Raw genomic sequence first — 19,520 nt, 5'->3', positions numbered from 1 at the left:
TCTCCCTTCCCCCTCGACGGGGGAAGGGTCGGGGTTGGGGGTGGACGCGACGGTCCGTCCGGCGGAGCGCGTGAGGCGTCGTCCAAGAGGGTTCGGCGCCTCCAACGCCAATCCGCTCCCACCGTGCAACCACCCCCACCCAACCCTCCCCCGTCGAGGGGGAGGGCTTTCGATTTGGCCTCCCGCGCATGAGACCGACCTTCATCAACGTCGGCGAGCGGACCAACGTCACCGGCTCGGCCAGATTCAAGAAGCTGATCATCGACGGCGACTATTCCGCCGCCCTTTCGGTGGCGCGTCAGCAGGTCGAGGCCGGGGCCTCGGTGATCGACATCAACATGGACGAAGGCCTGCTGGATTCGAGGCAGGCCATGGTCACCTTCCTCAACCTGATAGCGGCCGAGCCCGACATCGCCCGCGTGCCGGTGATGATCGACAGCTCCAAATGGGAGGTGATCGAGGCCGGCCTGAAATGCGTCCAGGGCAAGCCGATCGTGAACTCGATCTCGATGAAGGCAGGCGAGGCCGAGTTCCGCGAACAGGCCGTGAAATGCCTGCGCTACGGCGCCGCCGTGGTGGTCATGGCCTTTGACGAGGTCGGCCAGGCCGACACCGCCGCGCGCAAGATCGAGATCTGCACCCGCGCCTACCGCATCCTCGTCGACGAGGTCGGCTTCCCGCCCGAGGACATTATCTTCGATCCCAACATCTTCGCCGTGGCGACGGGGATCGAGGAGCACGACAACTACGCCGTCGACTTCATCGAGGCGACCAAGGTGATCAAGGCGACCCTGCCCTGGGCCCGCGTCTCCGGCGGGGTGTCGAACGTGTCGTTCAGCTTCCGCGGCAATGAGCCGGTGCGGCGGGCGATCCACAGCGTCTTCCTGTACCACGCCATCCAGGCGGGCATGGACATGGGCATCGTCAACGCCGGCGACCTGCCGGTCTATACCGACATCGAGCCGACGCTGCGCGAGGCCGTCGAGGACGTGATCCTGAACCGCCGCCAGCGGACCAATGTCTCCAACACCGAGCGGCTCGTCGACATCGCGCCCAACTACAAGGCCGACAAGGGCGTGGCGCGGGTCGTCGATCTGAAATGGCGCGACCAGCCGGTGGGCAAGCGGATCGGACACGCTCTGGTCAACGGCATCACCGACTATATCGACGCCGACACGGAAGAGGCGCGCCTGTCGTTCGACCGGCCGCTGCACGTCATCGAGGGTCCGCTGATGGACGGGATGAACGTGGTCGGCGACCTGTTCGGCTCGGGCAAGATGTTCCTGCCGCAGGTGGTCAAGTCGGCGCGGGTGATGAAACAGGCGGTCGCCCACCTCGAGCCCTTCATGGAGGCCGAGAAGGCCGGCAAGCCGCGCGAACAGGCCGGCAGAATCCTGATGGCCACGGTCAAGGGCGACGTCCACGACATCGGCAAGAACATCGTCGGCGTCGTGCTACAGTGCAACAACTACGAGGTCATCGATCTGGGCGTCATGGTCCCGGCCGACCGCATTCTCGACGCCGCCGTCGAGCACAAGGTCGATATCGTCGGCCTGTCGGGCCTGATCACGCCCAGCCTGGACGAGATGGTGTTCGTGGCGCGGGAGATGGAGCGGCGCGGCTTCGACATCCCCCTGCTGATCGGCGGGGCGACCACCAGCCGGACCCATACGGCAGTCAAGATCGAACCGGGCTATCACGCCGGCTCGACCACCTATGTCGTCGACGCCAGCCGCGCCGTCGGCGTCGTGTCCGGCCTGCTGTCGAAGACTGAGCGGGCGAAGAACGAGGCCGCCACCCGCGACGAATACGTCCGCATCCGCGAGCAGTATGCGCGCGGTCAGGAGGTCAAGGCGCGGGCGTCCCTGCCCGCCGCGCGCCAGAACCGCTTCCAGCCCGATCCCGCGACGCCCCTGCCCTGCGCCCCGTCGTTCCTGGGCGTGCGCGCCTTCGACAGCTGGGACCTCGGCAATCTGGCCGACCACGTCGACTGGACGCCCTTCTTCGCCAGCTGGGAGCTGATCGGCCGCTATCCACTGATCCTCGAGGACGAGATCGTCGGCGCGGCCGCGCGCGACCTGTTCAAGGACGCGCAGGCGATGCTGAAGCGGATCGTGGATGAGAAATGGTTCACCGCGCGCGGCGTGGTCGGGTTCTGGCCCGCCAATGCGGTGGGCGACGACATCGCCGTCTATGCCGACGAGACGCGCACCGCCGAGATCGCCCGCTTCCACACCCTGCGCCAGCAGATCAAGAAGGCGAACGGCAGGCCCAATCTGGCGCTGTCGGACTTCGTCGCCGAGACGGGGCCGGACTATATCGGCGCCTTCGCCGTCACCGCCGGCCATGGCGAGCTGGAGATCGCCAAACGGTTCAAGGACGCCGGCGACGACTATTCGTCCATCATGGCGACGGCCCTGGCCGACCGGCTGGCCGAAGCCTTCGCAGAGGCCCTGCACAAGCGGGTACGCACTGAGCTCTGGGGTCATGCAGCGGACGAGACGACGACGGTCGAAGATCTGATCGCCGAGCGATATCAGGGCATTCGCCCGGCGCCCGGCTATCCGGCGCAACCGGATCACACGGAGAAGGCCACGCTGTTCCGGCTGCTGAAGGCGGAAACGAACGCGGGCATGGCCCTGACCGAAAGCTTCGCGATGACGCCGCCGGCTTCGGTGTCGGGCCTGTATTTCGGGCATGCCGAAAGCCACTATTTCGGCGTCGGCAAGATCGATCCGGATCAGGTCGGGGACTACGCCCGGCGCAAGGGCTGGGACGTAGCCACCGCCGAACGCTGGCTGTCGCCGATCCTCAACTACGACCCCGACGCGCCTGCGCGGAGCGACGCGGCCTGACGCAGCGGGCCTTCTCTCAGTCGACTACTCCAGACCCACGTCGGCCGGCGTGGCCGGCGGGGTGTTGATGTTGTCTCGGATGCGGCGGGCGGCGTGCTCACAGCGGCCCGGCAGGCCGAAGAACAGGCCGAAGGCCTGGCTGCGCACAGTCTCCTCCTGACCGACCAGCGGGGTCCATTTGGCGGCGGCCTGGGCGGCGGCGGCGGCGGCGGCGGCGCGGCTGGCGGTGGTTTGACGCGGCTCGGCGGCGTTCAGGGCGGCGCGGAAATCAGCCGCCTCAAGCCTGCCCAGACGAATGATGTCCAGATCCAGCGGATCGCCGTTGGTCAGGGTTTCGCCGAGCGCAACATGGCCGTTCACCAGCGCTTCGCACCAGGCGACCAGCGGATAGTCGCTCTCCGGTGCGCCGCGCGGCATCGGATTGGCGTAGGCCACGGCCTCCCGGAAGCGTTCGGCCTCGACCGCATCGACGCCTGGTGCAGTGGACATCACTCCGGCGTCCTGCGGCGGCGGCGTCTGCATGACGAGGACGAGGGCGGAGACGAGGCTGATCAGCATGGAGAATCCGGGAGTTTCAAACAACGGTCAGGCTGCAAGGCTTGACCACGGCACATGGTTTTTCTGCGGCGGGGCTCCGGCGACGGCGCGTTGACGAAAGGGCCTGCCAGCCACCGCCGCCGGAGAGCCGCCACCAAAATAAATGCCGGCGCTTTCGCGCCGGCATTCACTTTCGTCAGATTGATCGTTCGGATCAGAAGGAGAAACGAACGCCCACATAGGCACGCCGCGGGGCGACCCAGTTGGTGGCCTCCTGGTAGGCGTACAGACCACTACCCGAGACCAGCTTCTGTTCGTCCGTAGCAGCCTGGTTGTTCAGGACGTTGAAGATGTCGAGGAAGAACTCGGCGTTACCGAACGGCAGCGCGTGCTCGTACTTAAAGCGCATGTCGAAGGTGTAGTAGGACGGACCGGTTTCCGTACCAGGGGGTTGCGACAGATAGGAGTCGGTGACGCCATAGTACTGATAGGGAGCGCTCATCGGAGCGAAGTAACGGCCATAGATCAGCTGCGACGGGGTGTAGAGAGCCCCGCTGTTCCAGTTGAACACACCGGCGACTTGCAGACCGAAGTCGAAGTCATAAGCACCGTAGGCCTTGAACTGGTGCTTGATGTTGCCCGGCTGCTGTCCGTACACGTTGGGAGCACGCGGGTCGAGCGCAACCCAGTCACCCTGGAAGTCGGCGTTGCTGTCCGAGTTCGAGTTACCCTCAGCCGCGTTGTGGGTATACGAAGCCTGACCGAACCAGTTGTCCGTCTTGTACTTGGTCAGCGTCAGTTCGAAGCCCGTGTAGTTCCGCTCGCCGCCCGGCAGGGTGCCGATGACGTAGTTGGAGTTCGGGGTCGACGTGTAGCCGAAGTACGAAAGCGGGATGTAGAAGGGCGAACCCGGGAAGGCGTAACCATGCGCACCGTCAGCCGCGGTGGCGTTCGGGTCCGAATAGAGCGCCAGGTCGAAGTCTTCCAGGATGTCACGCGTGGCACGGTGCGTGACCGTAGCCGAGAAGCCGATGCTCGAACCGAAGGTGGTCGAGTAGCCGAGCATGTACTCGTCCGTATAGGGCGTCTTGGTGGTCGGCGCGAACAGGGCGTCGGGGGTCGTGGCGCCGCCGCGAACGCGGAAGGTGAGCCATTCGCCGTTTACGATGATCTGTTCGTTGTTAACCGGACCGGTCAGGGCGCCGGCGAAGTCGGACATGTTGTTCCGAACCGGGTCATAGTAGCGACCGACGAAACCGAAGATCTTGCTGCGGCCATCGCCGACCAGATCATAGACCACGCTCAGGCGAGGCGCCACATCCCAGTCGAAGGTTGCGACCTGGGAGCCGTCGGAGGCGAAATGCTCCCAACGCTCAGCCCGCAGACCTGCGTTGATGGTCAGCTGGTCCAGGGTCCAGGTGTCCTGGAGATAGACCGCCTGGCCTTCGCTGGACACCGTATAGGGGTTGGTGACAGCCTGGACGGTCCGCGCAGCGTTCACCTGACCGTGGGGGTTACCCGCGGTGCTGGAGAAGGTGATCGCGTTGACTTCGCTGGCCGAGATCATGCCGTCGGCGTTCGTGTCGACGAAGGCCCTGGCGGTCGGGCTGGCCAGGATGGCAGCCTGAATGCGGGGCTGGTCGCCCTGGGAGAACGGACGGGTTGTCCAGCCACCGGCCGAGCTCGTGAAGTCGGCGAAGGTGGTGCCGGCGCGGGCCTGATCGATCGAGGTATAGGTCGCGCCGCCCGGGATCGTCGAGTTCTCGGTGTAGGAGTTGTCCGTTCTGTTGTAGCCGGCCTTGAACGTGTGGGTACCGAAGCCGGTGTCGAGGAAATACTCGAAGTTCAAACCATACTCTTCACGATCGCGGCTGCTTTCGTAGTTGGTGCCAGCACCGCCGCGCAAACGCTGGGCGAGCGTGGAGCCCGCGCCGCGGTAGGAGATGGTGTTGCGGACCGACTGGTCGGCGGCCAGAACGGACAGTTCGCCGGTGTGCTGGAACCAATAGGCGTTTATCAGCAGGTCACCCATGGTGCGGGTGTAGTCGACCCTGTAGTTGTCGCCGCCTTGAACGCGGGCCGTGTCACGGTTGTTCAGAACGCTCGGGCTCGACGAACCACTGATGTCGGTCGGGTCGCTGAACCAGCTGACCGACAGACGGTCGTCGTTGGTGACCTGCCAGGTCGCCTTGGCGAACGCATACTCGGCGTCGTTGGTGACCGAACGCAGGAGCGCGCCCGTGGTACCGTCCAGAACATCGTCTTCACGATGCTTGACCTGGTACGAACCGAAGATCCACAGGCGGTCCCGCAGGATCGGGCCACCCAGGGTGACGGCGGAGTCGTAGGTGCTGAAACCAGCCGACGTCAGGTGCTCGTCGTTAGCAACCAGGTTGTCGTTCTGGAAATAGTAGTTCAGCGAGCCGTGCCATTCGTTGCTGCCCGACTTGGTGATGACGCGCGAGATCAGGCCGGAACCACCAGCGTACTCAGCCGGCACGCCGCCGACGATGACCTGTTGTTCCTGGATGATTTCCGAGTTGAAGTTCGAACCGAAGGTGCCCGTGAGCGGGTCGGTAACGTCAACACCGTCAAGGTAGTAGACGTTGTCGGTCGAGCTGCCGATCGCGCCGCCGACGTCCGAGTAGTTGACGCCCGAACGCGACGAGGGGTTGCCGCTGCTGGGCTTGGTGCCCGGGACCAGCTGCAGATAGCTCTGATAGTTACGGCCGGTGGGGAGAGATTCCACGGTGTCGAGCGTCAGGGTGGTGCCGACGGTCGCCGAAGTGACGTCCACGGCCGCCAGCGAGGTGCCGGTGACGATGATGTCGTCCAGGCTGGCGGTGTCGCCCGCGCTGGCCAGGGAGTAGCCGACGCTGCGGTCCTGGCCGCTGACGACGGCGACGTCGTTGGCGCTGAAGTCGGAATAGCCGGCGGCCGACACCATGACGGTGTAGTTGGTCGACGGGTCCAGGCTGGCGATGCGGGCGCGGCCGTCAGCGTCGGTGACGCCGGTCCGGGTCACCAGGCTGTCCGGCGAGCTCACGGTCACCGTGGCGCCGGAAACCGGCTGGCCGCCGCTGGTGATGGTGACGCGCAGCGAGCCCGTCTGCGATTGGGCCATGGCGGTGGTCGGCGCCGCGACGAGCGCGATCACCGGAACGGCGGTCAAGGCCATCAGAGCCGTGCTGCCGATCATCGTCGACTGCAAAAGCCGTTGGCGAATAGTTTGGATCTTCAAGGTTCATCCCTCCTGAGAGCAGCGACGGCCAGCTGGCCTGTCTCCGCAAAGGTCATTCTACGCCCCCACTGCGCGCAGATAGGCTGGGAACATAGACAAAGCCCCACGGACGTCTATCCATATTACATGCCTGTAATCGGTTCGCGGTCTCGCTGTCGCAATCGAGCCACACACCGCGTATCGGCCTGTTTTAGCGAAGTCTTTTTCCCGGAGATTGTGTCTATGCCGATGTTGACGTCTCAGGTGTTCTTGTCCGGACAGCTGACGGTCGAGGACATGACCTCGTTCGCCGGGCTGGGCTTCTCCCGCGTGGTGAATCACCGGCCTGACGATGAGGAACCGGGTCAGCCCCACGCCTCCACGCTCGCTCAGGCGGCGCTGGCGGCGGGGATGATCATGGTGCATGCGCCGGTGCGGGGGCTGCCCCAGCCGGAAGCGGTGGAGGCGACCCGACAGGTGCTCGACGCGCTCGGAAGCCATGGCAAGGCCGTGATGTTCTGTCGATCGGGCATGCGCTCGGCCACCGCCTGGGCGATGGCCGAGCGATTGAGGGGGGTGGACGCCGCAGACCTTCGCGAGGCCGCCGCCGGTGCGGGCTACGACCTCAGCCGGGTTCCGCTGTAGAGACCTGGCGCAGGATGGCGACCCGGGTCGCATACGGCGCCGGTTCCGGCGTGCAGGACGCCACGGCGAGTTGCATCGCCATGAGACACAGAAAGGCCGCCGCGATGGGCTGGAGCCGATTTGAGACAGCCAGGGCGATGGAAACGGCCACTTGGGGCACTCCGCAGAACGTTGACGAAGTCCTAACGCAAGGGGCGGGCCGCGCCTGATGATCCCGTTCGTCCAGATGCCGGCGTTCGAATACGGGCGGACCGATGCGGTCTCACCGCTGATCCGGCGCGTGATCGCAAACAATCCGGGGCCGTTCACCTTCACCGGGACCGGAACCTATGTCGTGGGGCGCGGCGAGGTCGGAGCCGGCGTGGCCGTCATCGACCCCGGCCCGTTGGACGAGGCCCATCTGGCGGCCCTGCTGGCGGCTGTCGAAGGCCAGACGGTCAGCCATGTGCTGGTCACCCATACCCACCGCGACCACGCCCCCCTCGCCCGTCCGTTCGCAGAGGCCGTCGGCGCGCCGGTTCTGGCCGCCCTCCCCCCTGCGCGGACGGTCCACGCCTCTGCGTCGCTGGATGCAGACGACGACGAGGCCTTTGCGCCCGACGTCGTCTTGACGGGCGGGGAGCGGCTGCGGGGCGACGGCTGGACGATCGAGGCCCTGTCCACGCCGGGCCATGCCTCCAACCACATGGCCTTCGCCCTCGTGGAGGAGAACGCCCTGTTCAGCGGGGATCATGTCATGGGCTGGTCCACGACCGTCGTCGCCCCGCCCGACGGCGACATGGCCGCCTATATGGCCAGTCTGGACGCGGTGATTGGGCGCGGCTTCTCAACGATCTGGCCGACTCATGGCGCGCCGATCACCAAGCCCGGACCGTTTCTGGAGGCCTACAAGGCGCACCGGCTGGCCCGCGAGGCGCAGGTTCTGGCGCGGCTGGCGGCGGGAAACCGAAGGATCGCCGACATGGTTCCGGTCCTCTACGCCGCCGTGGATTCGCGGCTTTGGCCCGCCGCCAGCCTGTCGGTCTGGGCCCATCTGATCGCGCTGGAGCGGGCGGGGATCGTGCGAGCGACGCCGGGACCGGCGATCGATGCGGACTGGACCCTGGTCTGAGCCTCAGCCCGCGGCGCGCAGGGTCTCGCTGATGGCGGTCGCCATGCGGCAGGCCTCGCCGCCGTGGGGCCGGTGGTCGCGGGCGGCGACACGAATATCGGTGCGGCCCGGGCGGATGCGGATCACGGCGTCATGGTCGAAGCCGAACCAGAAACCTTCCTGACTGCCGTCGGCCCGGGCCACGCCCGCGCCGCGCAGGGTGAAGCCGGCCTGCTCAATGGCGTAGATGGCGGCAGTGGGCGCGATCTGGCGCATGACCGGCAGGGCGCCGGGGCAGGCCTCAGCGCCCACGGCGGGGCCGGGCCCCTGCCCGCCCCGCTCGTCGCCGAGGTCGCCGAAGCCCGGAACCTCGGCCAGGTCGGTGCTGACATTCTCGACCGGGCCGGCCGAAAGGCGGGCCTTTTGCCAGATGAAGCCGCCGAGCGTCGCGCCCGCGACCAGCAGGGCGGCGATCGCCAGCAGACCCGATTTGCGAAACCTGCCGAACGACAGGACCAGGGCGCCGAGGGCCGCCGCCGCGCCGGCGAAGGCCAGCCACCACCCCACCTGCATGGTCAGCAGGTCATAGCCGATCTCGACCGGCCAGGCCCCGACACGCGTCCCCAGCGCCGCGACCATCACCAGCACCGGGGCGGCGATGGACAGGGCCGCCAGCGTCTGGACACACCCGGCGCCGGGCGTACGACGGGCCATCGCCTCAGGCCCCCGCCGTCGGCAGGCGATAGTCCTTGAGCCGTTCACGAACCAGTTTCTTGTCGATCTTGCCGGTGGCCCCCAGCGGGATGTCATCCACGAAGACAACGTCGTCGGGCATCCACCATTTGGCGATCTTGCCCTGCAGGAAGTCGAGGTGCTCCTGTTTGTTCTGGGTCTCTCCGGGCTTCAGCTTGACTATCAGCACCGGCCGTTCGTCCCATTTCGGATGGGCCGCGCCGATGACGGCGGCCAGTTCGACCTTCGGATGGCCGACGGCGATGTTCTCGATCTCGATCGAGCTGATCCACTCCCCGCCGGACTTGATCACATCCTTGGCGCGGTCGGTGATCTGCATGAAGCCGTGCTCGTCGATCGTCGAGACGTCGCCCGTATCGAAGAAGCCCTCGTGGTCGAGGATATCGCCTCCCTCGCCCTTGAAATAGGAGCCCGAGATCGTCGGCCCCTTGATCATCAGCCGGCCGTACGTGTGCCCGTCGTGCGGCATCTCCTGACCGGCGTAGTTCTTGAGCTTGAGCTCGACGCCCAGGGGCGGCATGCCCTGCTTGACCCGCCATTTCATGCTCTCGTCATAAGGCAGGGCCTCAAGTTCGGGCGGCAGGATCGAAGTGGTCCCGATCGGCGAAGTCTCGGTCATGCCCCAACCCTGAATCACCTCGATATCGAACTCGTCATGGAAGGCGCGGATCAGGCTCTCGGGCACGGCCGAGCCGCCGATCATCACGCGCTTGACGGTGGGGATGGTCAGGTTGTTCTCGCGCAGATGGGTCAGCAGCATCTGCCAGACGGTCGGCACGGCGGCGGAGAAGGTCACGCCCTCGGACACGATCAGTTCATAGATGGCGGCGCCGTCCATGCGCGCGCCGGGCATGACCAGTTTGGCGCCCGACGCCGGTCCCGCGAAGGCGATGCCCCAGGCGTTGGCATGGAACATCGGCACCACCGGCAGGATCACCTCCTTCGGCGATGGCCCCAGCACGGTCGATTGCATGCCCAGCAGCGTATGGATGAAGTTCGAGCGGTGCGAATACAGCACCCCCTTCGGGTTGCCGGTCGTACCCGAGGTGTAGCAGAGGCCGCAGGCGGTCAGTTCGCTGAACCCGCCCCAGGCGACATCCTCCGAGGCGGAGCCCAGCAGCGCTTCGTAGCATTCCGCGCCCGGCAGCTTCGTCGCCGGCATGGTCAGTTCGTCGGTCAGGACCACCACCCGCTCAACGCTCGGGCAGTGCGGCAGGATTGCTTCCAGCAGCGGAATGAAGGTCAGGTCGACGAAGATGATGCGGTCTTCAGCGTGGTTGATGATGTAGATCAGTTGCTCCGGGAACAGTCGCGGGTTCAGGGTGTGGCATACGGCGCCCATGCCCATGATGCCGTACCAGACCTCCATGTGACGGCTGGTGTTCCAGGCCAGGGTGGCGATCCGGTCGCCGACCTTGATGTCCCAGCCTTTCAGCACGCTGGTGACCCGTTTGGCCCGGGCATGGATCTCGGCATAGGTCGTGCGCACGATCGGCCCCTCGACGGACCGGGTCACCACCTCACGATGGCCATGCCAGTTCTTCGAGTGGTCGAGGATCTTGTCGACTGTCAGCGGCCAGTCCTGCATCAATCCAAGCATCACGATCCCTCAAGCCTGCGCCTGCTTTTCGAGGCGCTTGAACTCCACGCTATCGGCGTGATCGGTGATAAGCAACGTGACGTCAGGTCACCCCGCCGTTAGACGGGCCTGGCGAATTGTTGTCACCGGTCCTGGAAGCGGTTCATGCCCATCCTCATCGCCATCACCGGCGGCTCCGGCTCAGGCAAGAGCACCCTCGCCGAAGCCCTGGTCTCGGCCCTGCCCGACGGGGCGGCGGTGCTGCTTCGCGAGGACTCCTATTATCACGACGCGGCCAGCCTGCCCGACTTCGATCCCGCCACGTTCGACTTCGACGATGTCACGGCCCGCGACCACGAGCTGATGATCCGCGATCTTGCCGAGCTGAAGGCCGGGCGAGACGTGGTGGCCCCCCTCTATTCCTTCATCCACCATGGACGGGAGCCGGGAGGCGAGCCGGTGCGGGCCGCGGACGTCGTCGTCGTCGAGGGCACCCATCTGCTGTGCACGTCGGACCTGGTCGCCCTGTTCGACATCCGGGTGTTCGTCGACACCCCCGCCGATATCCGTTTCATCCGCCGCCTGCTGCGCGACCAGACCGAGCGAGGACGGACGGCGGATTCCGTGATCTCCCAGTATCTGGCGACGGTGCGTCCGGGGCATGAACGGCTAACCGAACCGTCGCGGTTGAATGCGGACTTCATTGTCGCCGACGCGACCGCCGCGGTGCGGCTGGAAGATCCCCAGGCCGTGGTCCGGCTGGCCGCGCCGGTGTTGGCCCATCCGCTGCTGGCGCCGTTGATCGGCGGATGAGACCGAGACATCGTTCCACCGCCCCTTGACCCTCCATGGGCTCAAGCGTCACCTTGTGACCTTCAGGGAGTGACGAATTTCATGCGCGGCCCAGGCGTCGGTTCTCCCGTCCCGCTCGATCTCAAACGGCAGGCGATCGTCCGACACGCCCGCATGGCCTTCGTCAGCGAAGGGTACGCCGCGACCCGGATCGAGCCGATCGCACGCGAAGCCGGGGTTTCGACCGCGACCCTCTATGCCCTGTTCGCCGGAAAGGCCGAGCTTTTCTCGGCCGTCATCGACGACGCCGCCGATGACTTCGCGCGGCAGATTGCGCGGGCTGGAGTCATCGAGGGCGACGCCCGCGAGCAACTGACCAGTTTCGCGGAAGCCTATGCCGCCTTTATGAGCGACCCGTTTGTCCGCGCCATCTTCCGTCTGGTGATGGCTGAACGGCCGCGCTTTCAGGCCGTGGCGCTGCGGTTCTTTGAAAAGGGGCGGGAGGCGTTTGGCGCGACCCTGATCGGCATTCTGGTCGGTCTGTCGAAATCCGGAGCCTTGCGGCCGATAGACAGACCGTCCTGGGCGGCGGGGCAGCTGATGGGCATGGTCGAGCATCCGGTGTTCTTCGTGCCGCTGGTCACCGGTGACGAGATCAAGGTCCGCCGCTCGAACGCCGAGGTGGTCGAGGACGCGGTCGGGACGTTCCTGGCCCGTTACGGCGCCTGACGGTTCACGGCCAGAGGCGGGTCTTCGTCCAGCCCCCGCCGTCCCGGTCGAACCGCAGCCGGTCGTGCAGGCGGAACGGCCGGTCGCGCCAGAACTCCACGCTCTCCGGGACCACGCGCCAACCGGTCCAGCGCTCTGGCCGCGGCACCTCCCCCCCCTCCATTCGGGCGGTCTCGCGCACGACGGCGGCTTCCAGCGCAGCGCGGCTGTCCAGCGGCCGGGACTGGTCCGAGGCCCAGGCCCCGATCCGGCTCTCGCGGGCCCGGCTGGCGAAATAGACGTCAGCTTCCTCCGCCGTCACCGGTTCGACGGCGCCGCGCACCCGGACCTGACGCCGCAGCGACTTCCAGTGGAACAGCAGGGCCGCGCGGGGATGGACGGCCAGATCGAGGCCCTTGGCGCTTTCGCGGTTGGAATAGAAGGTGAAGCCGCGCGCATCGATGTCCTTGAGAAGCACGATCCGGGCGTCCGGCGCGCCGGACGCATCCACCGTCGATAGCGTCATGGCGTTGGGATCGTTCGGCTCGGTCCTTGTCGCGTCGCCCAGCCAGTCGACGAACAGGCCGATCGGCTCGGCGCGATCGAAGATGGTTTCGTCGCCATTGGCGGCCAGGGCGGCGGCATACTGCTCCGCATATTCCTCGCGGGTCGGGCTGGGGGGGATCAAATTCGCGGTCATGGAGTGCAGATAGACCCCCGCGGCCCGGCTGTGGAGAGGCTTCACAGTTAACCGGGCCTTGACCATGTGCAGGGCCTTACTGCGCCAATGCGCGCCCGATCGCACCCTGAAGTCGCCTCGACCCCCGAGGCCTACGCCCTGCTCGGCCTCACCGGCCCGGTGGACAACGAGGCGCTGACCGCGGCCTTCCGTATCGCCATCAAGGCGGCGCGGCCCGAAGCCACGGGCGGCAGCGAGGCGCGGTTCCGCAAGACAATCGCGGCCTGGCGACTGATCCAGCGGCAGTCGGCGCCCCTCGCGCTGGCCGCGCCTGCCACGCCGCCGCCCGCAACCCCGGTGCTGGCCATCAGTCCGCTCGACGCCCTGAAGGGCGGCGCGGTCGAGATCCGGCTGGGCGGACGCCTGCTGCGCGTCCGGGTTCCCGCGGGCCTGCGCACCAGCGAACATCTGCGGCTGAAGGCGGCTGGCGATGACGGGGCGGATCTGTATCTGCCGGTGCTGGTGCGCGGCGCTCACGGGCTGAACGCCGTCGGCGACGACCTCTACATGACCTGCCCCGTGTCCCCTCGCCTGCTAGAGGATGGCGGGCGGCTGGAGGTTGACACCCATGCCGGCGTGCGCTCGGCCTGGCTGGTCGCGGGTCATCAACCGCTACGGCTGCGGCTCAAGGGGCTGGGCCTGCCGGCGCGAGGAACGCGGCCCCAGGGGCATCTGTTCGTGACGCTGGAGCCGTCCGAAGACGCGCCCTCGGCGGCGGAGGACCTGCTGGTGCGGTTTACCCGCGCCTGGACCCCGGAGCGGCTGGCGGCGTGAGAGACTGCATCATTGCATCGCCGCATCAAAACGCGCACACTCTGATGCTGAAGGAGATGCGCGGTGAGAACCACCATAACGATTGACGATGAATTGCTCAGGGATGCGGCAGAGTTCTCCGGCCTGACCGAGAAGTCAGCCATCATCAACCGGGCCCTGAAGATGATGGTCGAATGGGAGGCCTCACGGAGGCTCGCCGCCATGGGCGGAACCATGCCCGACATCGAACTTCCGCGTCGACGTCGCCCAAGCGACTGGGAGCAGAACGATTAAGTTCGTTCTCGCCGATACGTCCGTCTGGATCGACCACTTTCGCGCGAGTTCGCCAGAGTTCGACGCCGAGTTGCGTCGCAAGAACGTACTCATGCACGAGTTCGTGAAGGGTGAGCTGAGCCTCGGAAATCTCGCAAGGCGACGACTGGCGCTGGCCATGCTGGATCGTCTGGACGGCATCTCTACCGCCCGCAACAGTGAGGTTTTGGAACTGGTCGAAGAGAACAAGCTCTTCGGACGCGGCATTGGGTGGGTGGATGTGCACTTGCTTGCCTCATTGCGACTTCGTGCTGATGTCCGCCTCTGGACGCGCGACAAGCGACTGTATCGGGCCGCCGAGGATCTGGGCTTCGGCGTCAGCGGGTTGCATTGATCATGTCCCACAATACCTTCGGCCATCTGTTTCGCGTGACCACCTGGGGCGAGAGCCACGGGCCGGCGATCGGTTGCGTCATCGACGGCTGCCCCCCCCTGATCCCCCTGACCGAGGCCGACCTGCAGCCGTGGCTGGACCGGCGCAAGCCCGGCGGCAGCCGTTTCGTCACCCAGAGGCAGGAGAGCGACACGGCGCGTATCCTGTCCGGCGTTTTCGACGACGGGAACGGGCCGGTCACCACCGGCGCGCCGATCGCCATCCAGATCGACAATGAGGACGCCCGCTCGAAGGACTATGGCGACATCGCCCGCGCCTTCCGGCCGGGCCATGCCGACTACACCTACCAGGCCAAATACGGCGTGCGCGACCATCGCGGCGGCGGCCGGTCCTCGGCGCGTGAGACCGCGATGCGGGTCGCGGCGGGGGCGGTGGCGCGCAAGGTGCTGGGCGAGACGGTGCGCATCCGCGCCGGCGTGGTCCAGCTGGGGCCGCACCGGATCGCGCCCGGGGCGGTGGATTTCGACGCGGTCCATGACAACGCCCTGTTCGCGGCCTCGGCGGCGGTCGTGCCGGCGTGGGAGACCTACCTCGACGGCGTGCGCAAGGCCGGGTCGTCGATCGGGGCCGTCGTGGCGCTGGAGGTCACCGGCCTGCCCGCCGGCTGGGGCGCGCCGGTCTATGGCAAGCTGGACGCCGAACTGGCGGCGGCGATGATGTCGATCAATGCGGTCAAGGGCGTCGAGATCGGCGCGGGCTTCGGCGCGGCCGAACTGACCGGCGAGGACAACGCCGACGCCATGCGGCTCGGCGAGGACGGCCGGCCGGTCTTCCTGTCGAACCACGCGGGCGGGGTGCTGGGCGGCATATCGACGGGCCAGCCGCTGACAGCGCGGGTGGCGTTCAAGCCGACCTCCTCCATCCTGACGCCGGGGCAGACCGTCACCCGCGACGGGGCCGAGACCGACGTCCGCACCAAGGGGCGCCACGATCCCTGCGTGGCCCTGCGCGGCGTGCCGGTGGTTGAAGCGATGGCGGCCTGTGTGCTGGCCGATGCGATGCTGAGGCACAGGGCGCAGGTGGGGTGAAACTCAGCGTCAGGGAACATCTTCGGCTTCTCTGTGAAATGGGCAACCCGGGTTGGGTTCTCCTGCCGATGCTTGGCGTCGGAGTGTTGGGCACGGCCGGACTGATCTGGCTTGGCACGTCTGTCAGCAACCGTGCGCCAATGGGTGATCCCGTGATCGTTCACGGGACTGTCGACCGCTTCACGATCCATCTGGGCAAATACTCCCGTACCGGCCATGCCCAAGTCACCGTCGAAGGCCGTACACGCTATTTTTTGCTCTCGGTCGCTGCGGATTGCAGGCGAGGCGACCGGTTTGACGTGTCGAAGCGTTCTCGCCCCTTCAAGTCCCCCTTGTTCTTCCCGGCGTCGGGCCAACCTTGCCACCGACCAAACACCCCTTTTCGACACTGACACTGTTACCTATATAGACGCCAGCGAGGTTCATAACCCTCGGAGTCCCGGGAGCATCCCCATGATCGACGTTCGACCCTTCAACACCCTCGGCGGCGGTGACCACGGCTGGCTGAACGCCAAACACCACTTTTCCTTCGCAGGCTATCACGACCCCTCGCGCATGAGCTGGGGCCGACTGCGGGTCTGGAACGACGACGAAATCGCCGCCCAGTCCGGCTTTCCGCCCCACCCGCACTCGGACATGGAGATCATCACCTATGTCCGCACCGGGGCCATCACCCATGAGGATTCCATCGGCAACCGGGGCCGCACCGGCGCGGGCGATGTGCAGGTGATGAGCGCCGGCACGGGCGTGCGCCACGCCGAGTTCAACCTCGAGAACGAGCTGACCACCCTGTTCCAGATCTGGATCGAGACTGACAAGCCGGGCGCCAAGCCGGACTGGGGCATGAAGCCCTTTCCGAAATCGGACCGGACCGGGAAATTCCAGGTGCTGGCCTCGGACGACCCGTCCGACGAGGCTCTGACCATCAACGCCGACGCCCGCGTGTTGGGCGCGACCCTGAAGGCCGGCGAGAGCCTGACCTACAGCCTCGCCGAGGGCCGCCGCGCCTATCTGGTGCCGGCGGTGGGTGCGGTCGAGGTCAACGGCGTGGCCCTGAACGCCCGCGACGGGGCGGCGATCAAGGACGAGGCGGAGATCACGATCACGGCGCGAGATGATGCGGAATTGGTGATGGTCGACAGCCTCTGAATCCCGGCGACTGTCGAGGGTGTCTCCGATGTCGGTGATGTCGAGGAATTGTCGACGATGTCGCTGGCCCGATGTCGAGGATGTCTTCGGTGAATTGTATTGGTCCGCCGGGGCTCCCTTCAGATAGAAAAACCCCGCCCGGATCGCTCCGGGCGGGGTTCTTTCTGTTTCAGACCGTCAGTGCGTCGCCACCACCGTGCCGACATCCTGGATCGGCGGAACCGCCGGCAGCGGATCGGCGGCCTCGTCCCATTCGACGGGGGTCAGCGAGCCGGTCAGGGCCCATTTCAGGGCCTCGTCAGCGGTCTTGATCGGGATGATCTCCAGCGCGCCCTTCACATTGTCGGGCACCTCGGCGAGGTCCTTCTCGTTCTCTTCGGGGATCAGCACCGTCTTGATGCCCGAGCGCAGGGCGGCCAGCAGCTTCTCCTTCAGGCCGCCGATGGCGGTGACCCGGCCGCGCAGGGTGATCTCGCCCGTCATGGCGATGTCCTTGCGGATCGGAATGCCCGTCAGGACCGAGACCATGGCGACCGTCATGGCCACGCCGGCCGAGGGACCGTCCTTGGGCGTGGCGCCGTCGGGGACGTGGACGTGGATGTCGGTCTTCTCGAACATCGGCGGCTTGACGCCGATGCTGAGCGACCGGGCCCGGACATAGGAGGCGGCGGCGGAGATGGACTCCTTCATCACCTCCTTCAGGTTGCCGGTCACGGTCATCCGGCCGCGGCCCGGCATCTTGATCGCCTCGATGGTCAGGATTTCGCCGCCGAACTCGGTCCAGGCCAGGCCGGTGACGATACCGACCTGATCCTCCTCGTCGGTCTCGCCGTAGCGGTATTTCCGCACGCCCGCATATTTGGCCAGTTTCTCGTCGTCGATGGTGATGGACAGCGTCTTCTCGCGGGCCATTTCGCGCACCGACTTGCGGGCCAGACCGCCCAGGGCGCGCTCCAGGGAGCGCACGCCGGCTTCGCGGGTGTAGTAGCGGATCAGGTCGCGGATCGCGCTTTCCGGCACGACGAACTCCGCCGGCTTGAGCCCGTTCTCTTCCGTCACCTTGGGCAGGACGTGCCGCAGGGCGATCTGGACCTTCTCGTCCTCGGTGTAGCCGCTGACACGGATGATCTCCATCCGGTCGAGCAGCGGCTGGGGCATGTTCAGCGTATTGGCCGTGGTCACGAACATGACGTTCGAGAGGTCGTAATCGACCTCCAGATAGTGGTCGCCGAAGGCGTTATTCTGGGCCGGATCCAGCACCTCGAGCAGGGCAGAGGTCGGATCGCCGCGCCAGTCGGCGCCCAGTTTGTCGATCTCGTCCAGCAGGATGAAGGCGTTGGTGGTCTTCACCTTCTTCATCGACTGGATGATCTTGCCCGGCATGGAGCCGATATAGGTCCGGCGGTGGCCGCGGATTTCAGCCTCGTCGCGCACGCCGCCCAGCGACATGCGGATGTACTCGCGGCCGGTGGCCTTGGCGATCGACCTGGCCAGCGAGGTCTTGCCGACGCCGGGAGGGCCGACGAGGCACAGGATCGGGCCCTTGAGCGCATTGGTGCGCGCCTGGACCGCCAGATATTCGATGATCCGTTCCTTGACCTTCTCCAGCCCGTAGTGGTCCTCCTCGAGGATCGCCTCGGCTTTTTCGAGATCAATAGCCTTGGTCTTGGCCTTGCCCCACGGGATCGACAGCAGCCAGTCGAGGTAGTTGCGCACCACCGTCGATTCCGCCGACATCGGGCTCATGTTGCGCAGCTTCTTGACCTCGGCCTCGGCCTTGACCCGGGCTTCCTTGGACAGGCGCGTCTTGCGGATGCGCTTCTCCAGCTCCATCACCTCGTCACGGGCGTCGTCGGTCTCGCCCAACTCACGCTGGATCGCCTTCATCTGCTCGTTCAGATAATATTCGCGCTGGGTCTTCTCCATCTGGCGCTTCACGCGCGAGCGGATCTTCTTCTCGACCTGCAGGACGGAGATTTCGCCCTCCATCAGGCCGTAGACCTTCTCCAGCCGGGCGGGGACCGCGATGGTTTCCAGCAGACCCTGCTTGTCGCCGATCTTGACCGACAGATGGGCCGCCACGCTGTCGGCCAGTTTGGATGGGTCGGTGATCTGGGGAATAGAGCTGAGGGCCTCGGGCGGCACCTTCTTGTTCAGCTTCACATAGTTTTCGAACTGTTCGATCACGGCGCGCAGCAGGGCTTCCGACTGGGCGGGCTCGCCCGGATCATCGGCGATCTCGACGGCCTCGGCCTCGAAATATTCGGTGCGGGCGGTGAATTTGGTCAGGCGCGCGCGGCTCTTGCCCTCGACCAGAACCTTGACCGTGCCGTCGGGCAGTTTCAGCAGCTGGAGCACGGTGGCCAGGACGCCGATCGGATAGATGGCGTCGGCCGACGGGTCGTCATCGACGCTGTTCTTCTGGGTGGCCAGCAGGATCTGCTTTTCGCCCTTCATGATCTCGTCGAGCGCCTTGACCGATTTCTCGCGGCCTACGAACAGCGGCACGACCATGTGCGGAAAGACGACGATGTCTCTCAGTGGCAGGACGGGCAGGGTTTTGGTCTCGGGCATGATGCAACTCTCACAGGGTCCTCGTTGATCTCGGACCCGCCGCGGCGGCGTGCGGAGCGCCTGCGCCCCGCCGTTTCGACTCGGCCCGCCATTGAGCGGCCTTCGGATGAGTATGTGGTTTACGGACGGCGCGGTTCAAGCGTGGCGGGCGCCGAACCACTCCTTCCATCCACAGGCGGCAAGGCTGCAACATCCAATGGGGTCGGGGGGCAACGGCGCATGGATCGTGCGAGAAACTGGCCGTTGCTGTTGTCCCTTGGCCCCGGCGCCCTGTTGCCGGCGCGCATCATTCCGGCTCCGGTGCGCATCACAAACCCAAGGAAAAGGGCGGGCCCGTCGCCGGACCCGCCCTTCTGGTCTTGTGACCCGGT

At 66.3% G+C, this 19,520-nt stretch carries 16 protein-coding genes; 10 read left to right on the top strand and 6 right to left on the bottom strand.

What is annotated here, in order from left to right; translation table 11 throughout:
- Nucleotides 1-188: 188 nt before the first annotated feature.
- Nucleotides 189-2,855: a methionine synthase gene (metH, locus tag Q8K49_RS09470; protein WP_305305538.1), complete on the top strand. Its 2,667-nt coding sequence runs from the start codon at nt 189-191 to the stop codon at nt 2,853-2,855.
- A 24-nt stretch (nt 2,856-2,879) separates the two neighbouring features.
- Here metH and Q8K49_RS09465 read toward each other — a convergent pair whose 3' ends face one another.
- The gene (locus tag Q8K49_RS09465; RefSeq protein WP_305305536.1) at nt 2,880-3,413 is read right to left on the bottom strand and encodes a hypothetical protein; all 534 of its coding nucleotides are present in this window, start codon (nt 3,411-3,413) and stop codon (nt 2,880-2,882) included.
- Nucleotides 3,414-3,606: 193 nt separating this feature from the next.
- Entirely contained in the window at nt 3,607-6,591 is a 2,985-nt protein-coding gene (locus Q8K49_RS09460) for a TonB-dependent receptor (protein ID WP_305305534.1), read from the bottom strand.
- 270 nt (nt 6,592-6,861) lie between these two features.
- Here Q8K49_RS09460 and Q8K49_RS09455 point away from each other — a divergent pair, with 270 nt between their 5' ends.
- Nucleotides 6,862-7,257 carry a TIGR01244 family sulfur transferase gene (locus tag Q8K49_RS09455; RefSeq protein WP_305305533.1) on the top strand — a complete coding sequence of 132 codons (396 nt, stop codon included), beginning with the start codon at nt 6,862-6,864 and terminating at the stop codon, nt 7,255-7,257.
- Nucleotides 7,258-7,465: 208 nt separating this feature from the next.
- A complete protein-coding gene (locus tag Q8K49_RS09445) occupies nt 7,466-8,368 on the top strand; it encodes an MBL fold metallo-hydrolase (RefSeq protein ID WP_305305529.1) in 903 nt (300 codons plus the stop codon).
- A gap of 3 nt (nt 8,369-8,371) precedes the next feature.
- Here Q8K49_RS09445 and Q8K49_RS09440 read toward each other — a convergent pair whose 3' ends face one another.
- A complete protein-coding gene (locus tag Q8K49_RS09440; RefSeq protein ID WP_305305527.1) occupies nt 8,372-9,061 on the bottom strand; it encodes a DUF1499 domain-containing protein in 690 nt (229 codons plus the stop codon).
- Nucleotides 9,062-9,065: 4 nt separating this feature from the next.
- The gene (locus tag Q8K49_RS09435) at nt 9,066-10,700 is read right to left on the bottom strand and encodes a long-chain-fatty-acid--CoA ligase (protein WP_305305525.1); all 1,635 of its coding nucleotides are present in this window, start codon (nt 10,698-10,700) and stop codon (nt 9,066-9,068) included.
- Between the two features lie 144 nt (nt 10,701-10,844).
- On the opposite strand from Q8K49_RS09435, the gene udk reads away from it, so the two are divergent.
- Both udk and Q8K49_RS09425 read left to right on the top strand, forming a co-directional pair.
- The gene (gene udk, locus Q8K49_RS09430; RefSeq protein WP_305305524.1) at nt 10,845-11,492 is read left to right on the top strand and encodes a uridine kinase; all 648 of its coding nucleotides are present in this window, start codon (nt 10,845-10,847) and stop codon (nt 11,490-11,492) included.
- A gap of 81 nt (nt 11,493-11,573) precedes the next feature.
- Complete coding sequence (locus Q8K49_RS09425; protein WP_305305522.1) at nt 11,574-12,200, top strand: TetR/AcrR family transcriptional regulator; 627 nt, start codon at nt 11,574-11,576, stop codon at nt 12,198-12,200.
- A gap of 4 nt (nt 12,201-12,204) precedes the next feature.
- Here Q8K49_RS09425 and pdxH read toward each other — a convergent pair whose 3' ends face one another.
- Nucleotides 12,205-12,879: a pyridoxamine 5'-phosphate oxidase gene (gene pdxH / locus Q8K49_RS09420; protein ID WP_305305566.1), complete on the bottom strand. Its 675-nt coding sequence runs from the start codon at nt 12,877-12,879 to the stop codon at nt 12,205-12,207.
- An 87-nt stretch (nt 12,880-12,966) separates the two neighbouring features.
- On the opposite strand from pdxH, the gene Q8K49_RS09415 reads away from it, so the two are divergent.
- From Q8K49_RS09415 to Q8K49_RS09395, 5 genes are all read left to right on the top strand, one after another.
- Nucleotides 12,967-13,692: a DnaJ C-terminal domain-containing protein gene (locus Q8K49_RS09415; RefSeq protein WP_305305520.1), complete on the top strand. Its 726-nt coding sequence runs from the start codon at nt 12,967-12,969 to the stop codon at nt 13,690-13,692.
- 63 nt (nt 13,693-13,755) lie between these two features.
- Entirely contained in the window at nt 13,756-13,965 is a 210-nt protein-coding gene (locus Q8K49_RS09410) for a type II toxin-antitoxin system VapB family antitoxin (protein WP_305305519.1), read from the top strand.
- Entirely contained in the window at nt 13,961-14,338 is a 378-nt protein-coding gene (locus tag Q8K49_RS09405; protein WP_370867761.1) for a type II toxin-antitoxin system VapC family toxin, read from the top strand. Before Q8K49_RS09410 ends, Q8K49_RS09405 begins: the two co-directional genes overlap by 5 nt.
- A gap of 2 nt (nt 14,339-14,340) precedes the next feature.
- Nucleotides 14,341-15,426 (top strand): chorismate synthase, encoded by a 1,086-nt coding sequence (gene aroC, locus Q8K49_RS09400; protein ID WP_305305515.1) that lies wholly within the window; start codon nt 14,341-14,343, stop codon nt 15,424-15,426.
- A 453-nt stretch (nt 15,427-15,879) separates the two neighbouring features.
- Nucleotides 15,880-16,575, top strand: a complete 696-nt coding sequence (locus Q8K49_RS09395) for a pirin family protein (RefSeq protein ID WP_305305513.1) — start codon at nt 15,880-15,882, stop codon at nt 16,573-16,575.
- Between the two features lie 177 nt (nt 16,576-16,752).
- On the opposite strand, the gene lon is transcribed toward Q8K49_RS09395, so the two are convergent.
- On the bottom strand, nt 16,753-19,149 hold the full coding sequence (gene lon / locus Q8K49_RS09390) for an endopeptidase La (RefSeq protein ID WP_305305512.1): 2,397 nt from the start codon (nt 19,147-19,149) through the stop codon (nt 16,753-16,755).
- Nucleotides 19,150-19,520: the final 371 nt, after the last annotated feature.

Origin of the sequence: Brevundimonas sp., assembly GCF_030682035.1 — a bacterium.
GTDB lineage: Bacteria > Pseudomonadota > Alphaproteobacteria > Caulobacterales > Caulobacteraceae > Brevundimonas.
The sequence above is the reverse complement of the archived record's forward strand: the minus strand, read 5'-3'. Positions and strand labels throughout refer to the sequence as shown.

Bases quoted from the DNA above. Each gene is read 5' to 3' on its own strand.
- aroC (WP_305305515.1), top strand. From the start codon at position 14,341: ATGTCCCACAATACCTTCGGCCATCTGTTTCGCGTGACCACCTGGGGC.
- metH (WP_305305538.1), top strand. From the start codon at position 189: ATGAGACCGACCTTCATCAACGTCGGCGAGCGGACCAACGTCACCGGC.
- Q8K49_RS09465 (WP_305305536.1), bottom strand. From the start codon at position 3,413: ATGCTGATCAGCCTCGTCTCCGCCCTCGTCCTCGTCATGCAGACGCCG.
- Q8K49_RS09455 (WP_305305533.1), top strand. From the start codon at position 6,862: ATGTTGACGTCTCAGGTGTTCTTGTCCGGACAGCTGACGGTCGAGGAC.
- Q8K49_RS09445 (WP_305305529.1), top strand. From the start codon at position 7,466: ATGATCCCGTTCGTCCAGATGCCGGCGTTCGAATACGGGCGGACCGAT.
- lon (WP_305305512.1), bottom strand. From the start codon at position 19,149: ATGCCCGAGACCAAAACCCTGCCCGTCCTGCCACTGAGAGACATCGTC.
- pdxH (WP_305305566.1), bottom strand. From the start codon at position 12,879: ATGACCGCGAATTTGATCCCCCCCAGCCCGACCCGCGAGGAATATGCG.
- Q8K49_RS09440 (WP_305305527.1), bottom strand. From the start codon at position 9,061: ATGGCCCGTCGTACGCCCGGCGCCGGGTGTGTCCAGACGCTGGCGGCC.
- Q8K49_RS09460 (WP_305305534.1), bottom strand. From the start codon at position 6,591: ATGATCGGCAGCACGGCTCTGATGGCCTTGACCGCCGTTCCGGTGATC.
- Q8K49_RS09415 (WP_305305520.1), top strand. From the start codon at position 12,967: ATGCGCGCCCGATCGCACCCTGAAGTCGCCTCGACCCCCGAGGCCTAC.
- Q8K49_RS09395 (WP_305305513.1), top strand. From the start codon at position 15,880: ATGATCGACGTTCGACCCTTCAACACCCTCGGCGGCGGTGACCACGGC.
- udk (WP_305305524.1), top strand. From the start codon at position 10,845: ATGCCCATCCTCATCGCCATCACCGGCGGCTCCGGCTCAGGCAAGAGC.
- Q8K49_RS09425 (WP_305305522.1), top strand. From the start codon at position 11,574: ATGCGCGGCCCAGGCGTCGGTTCTCCCGTCCCGCTCGATCTCAAACGG.
- Q8K49_RS09435 (WP_305305525.1), bottom strand. From the start codon at position 10,700: ATGCTTGGATTGATGCAGGACTGGCCGCTGACAGTCGACAAGATCCTC.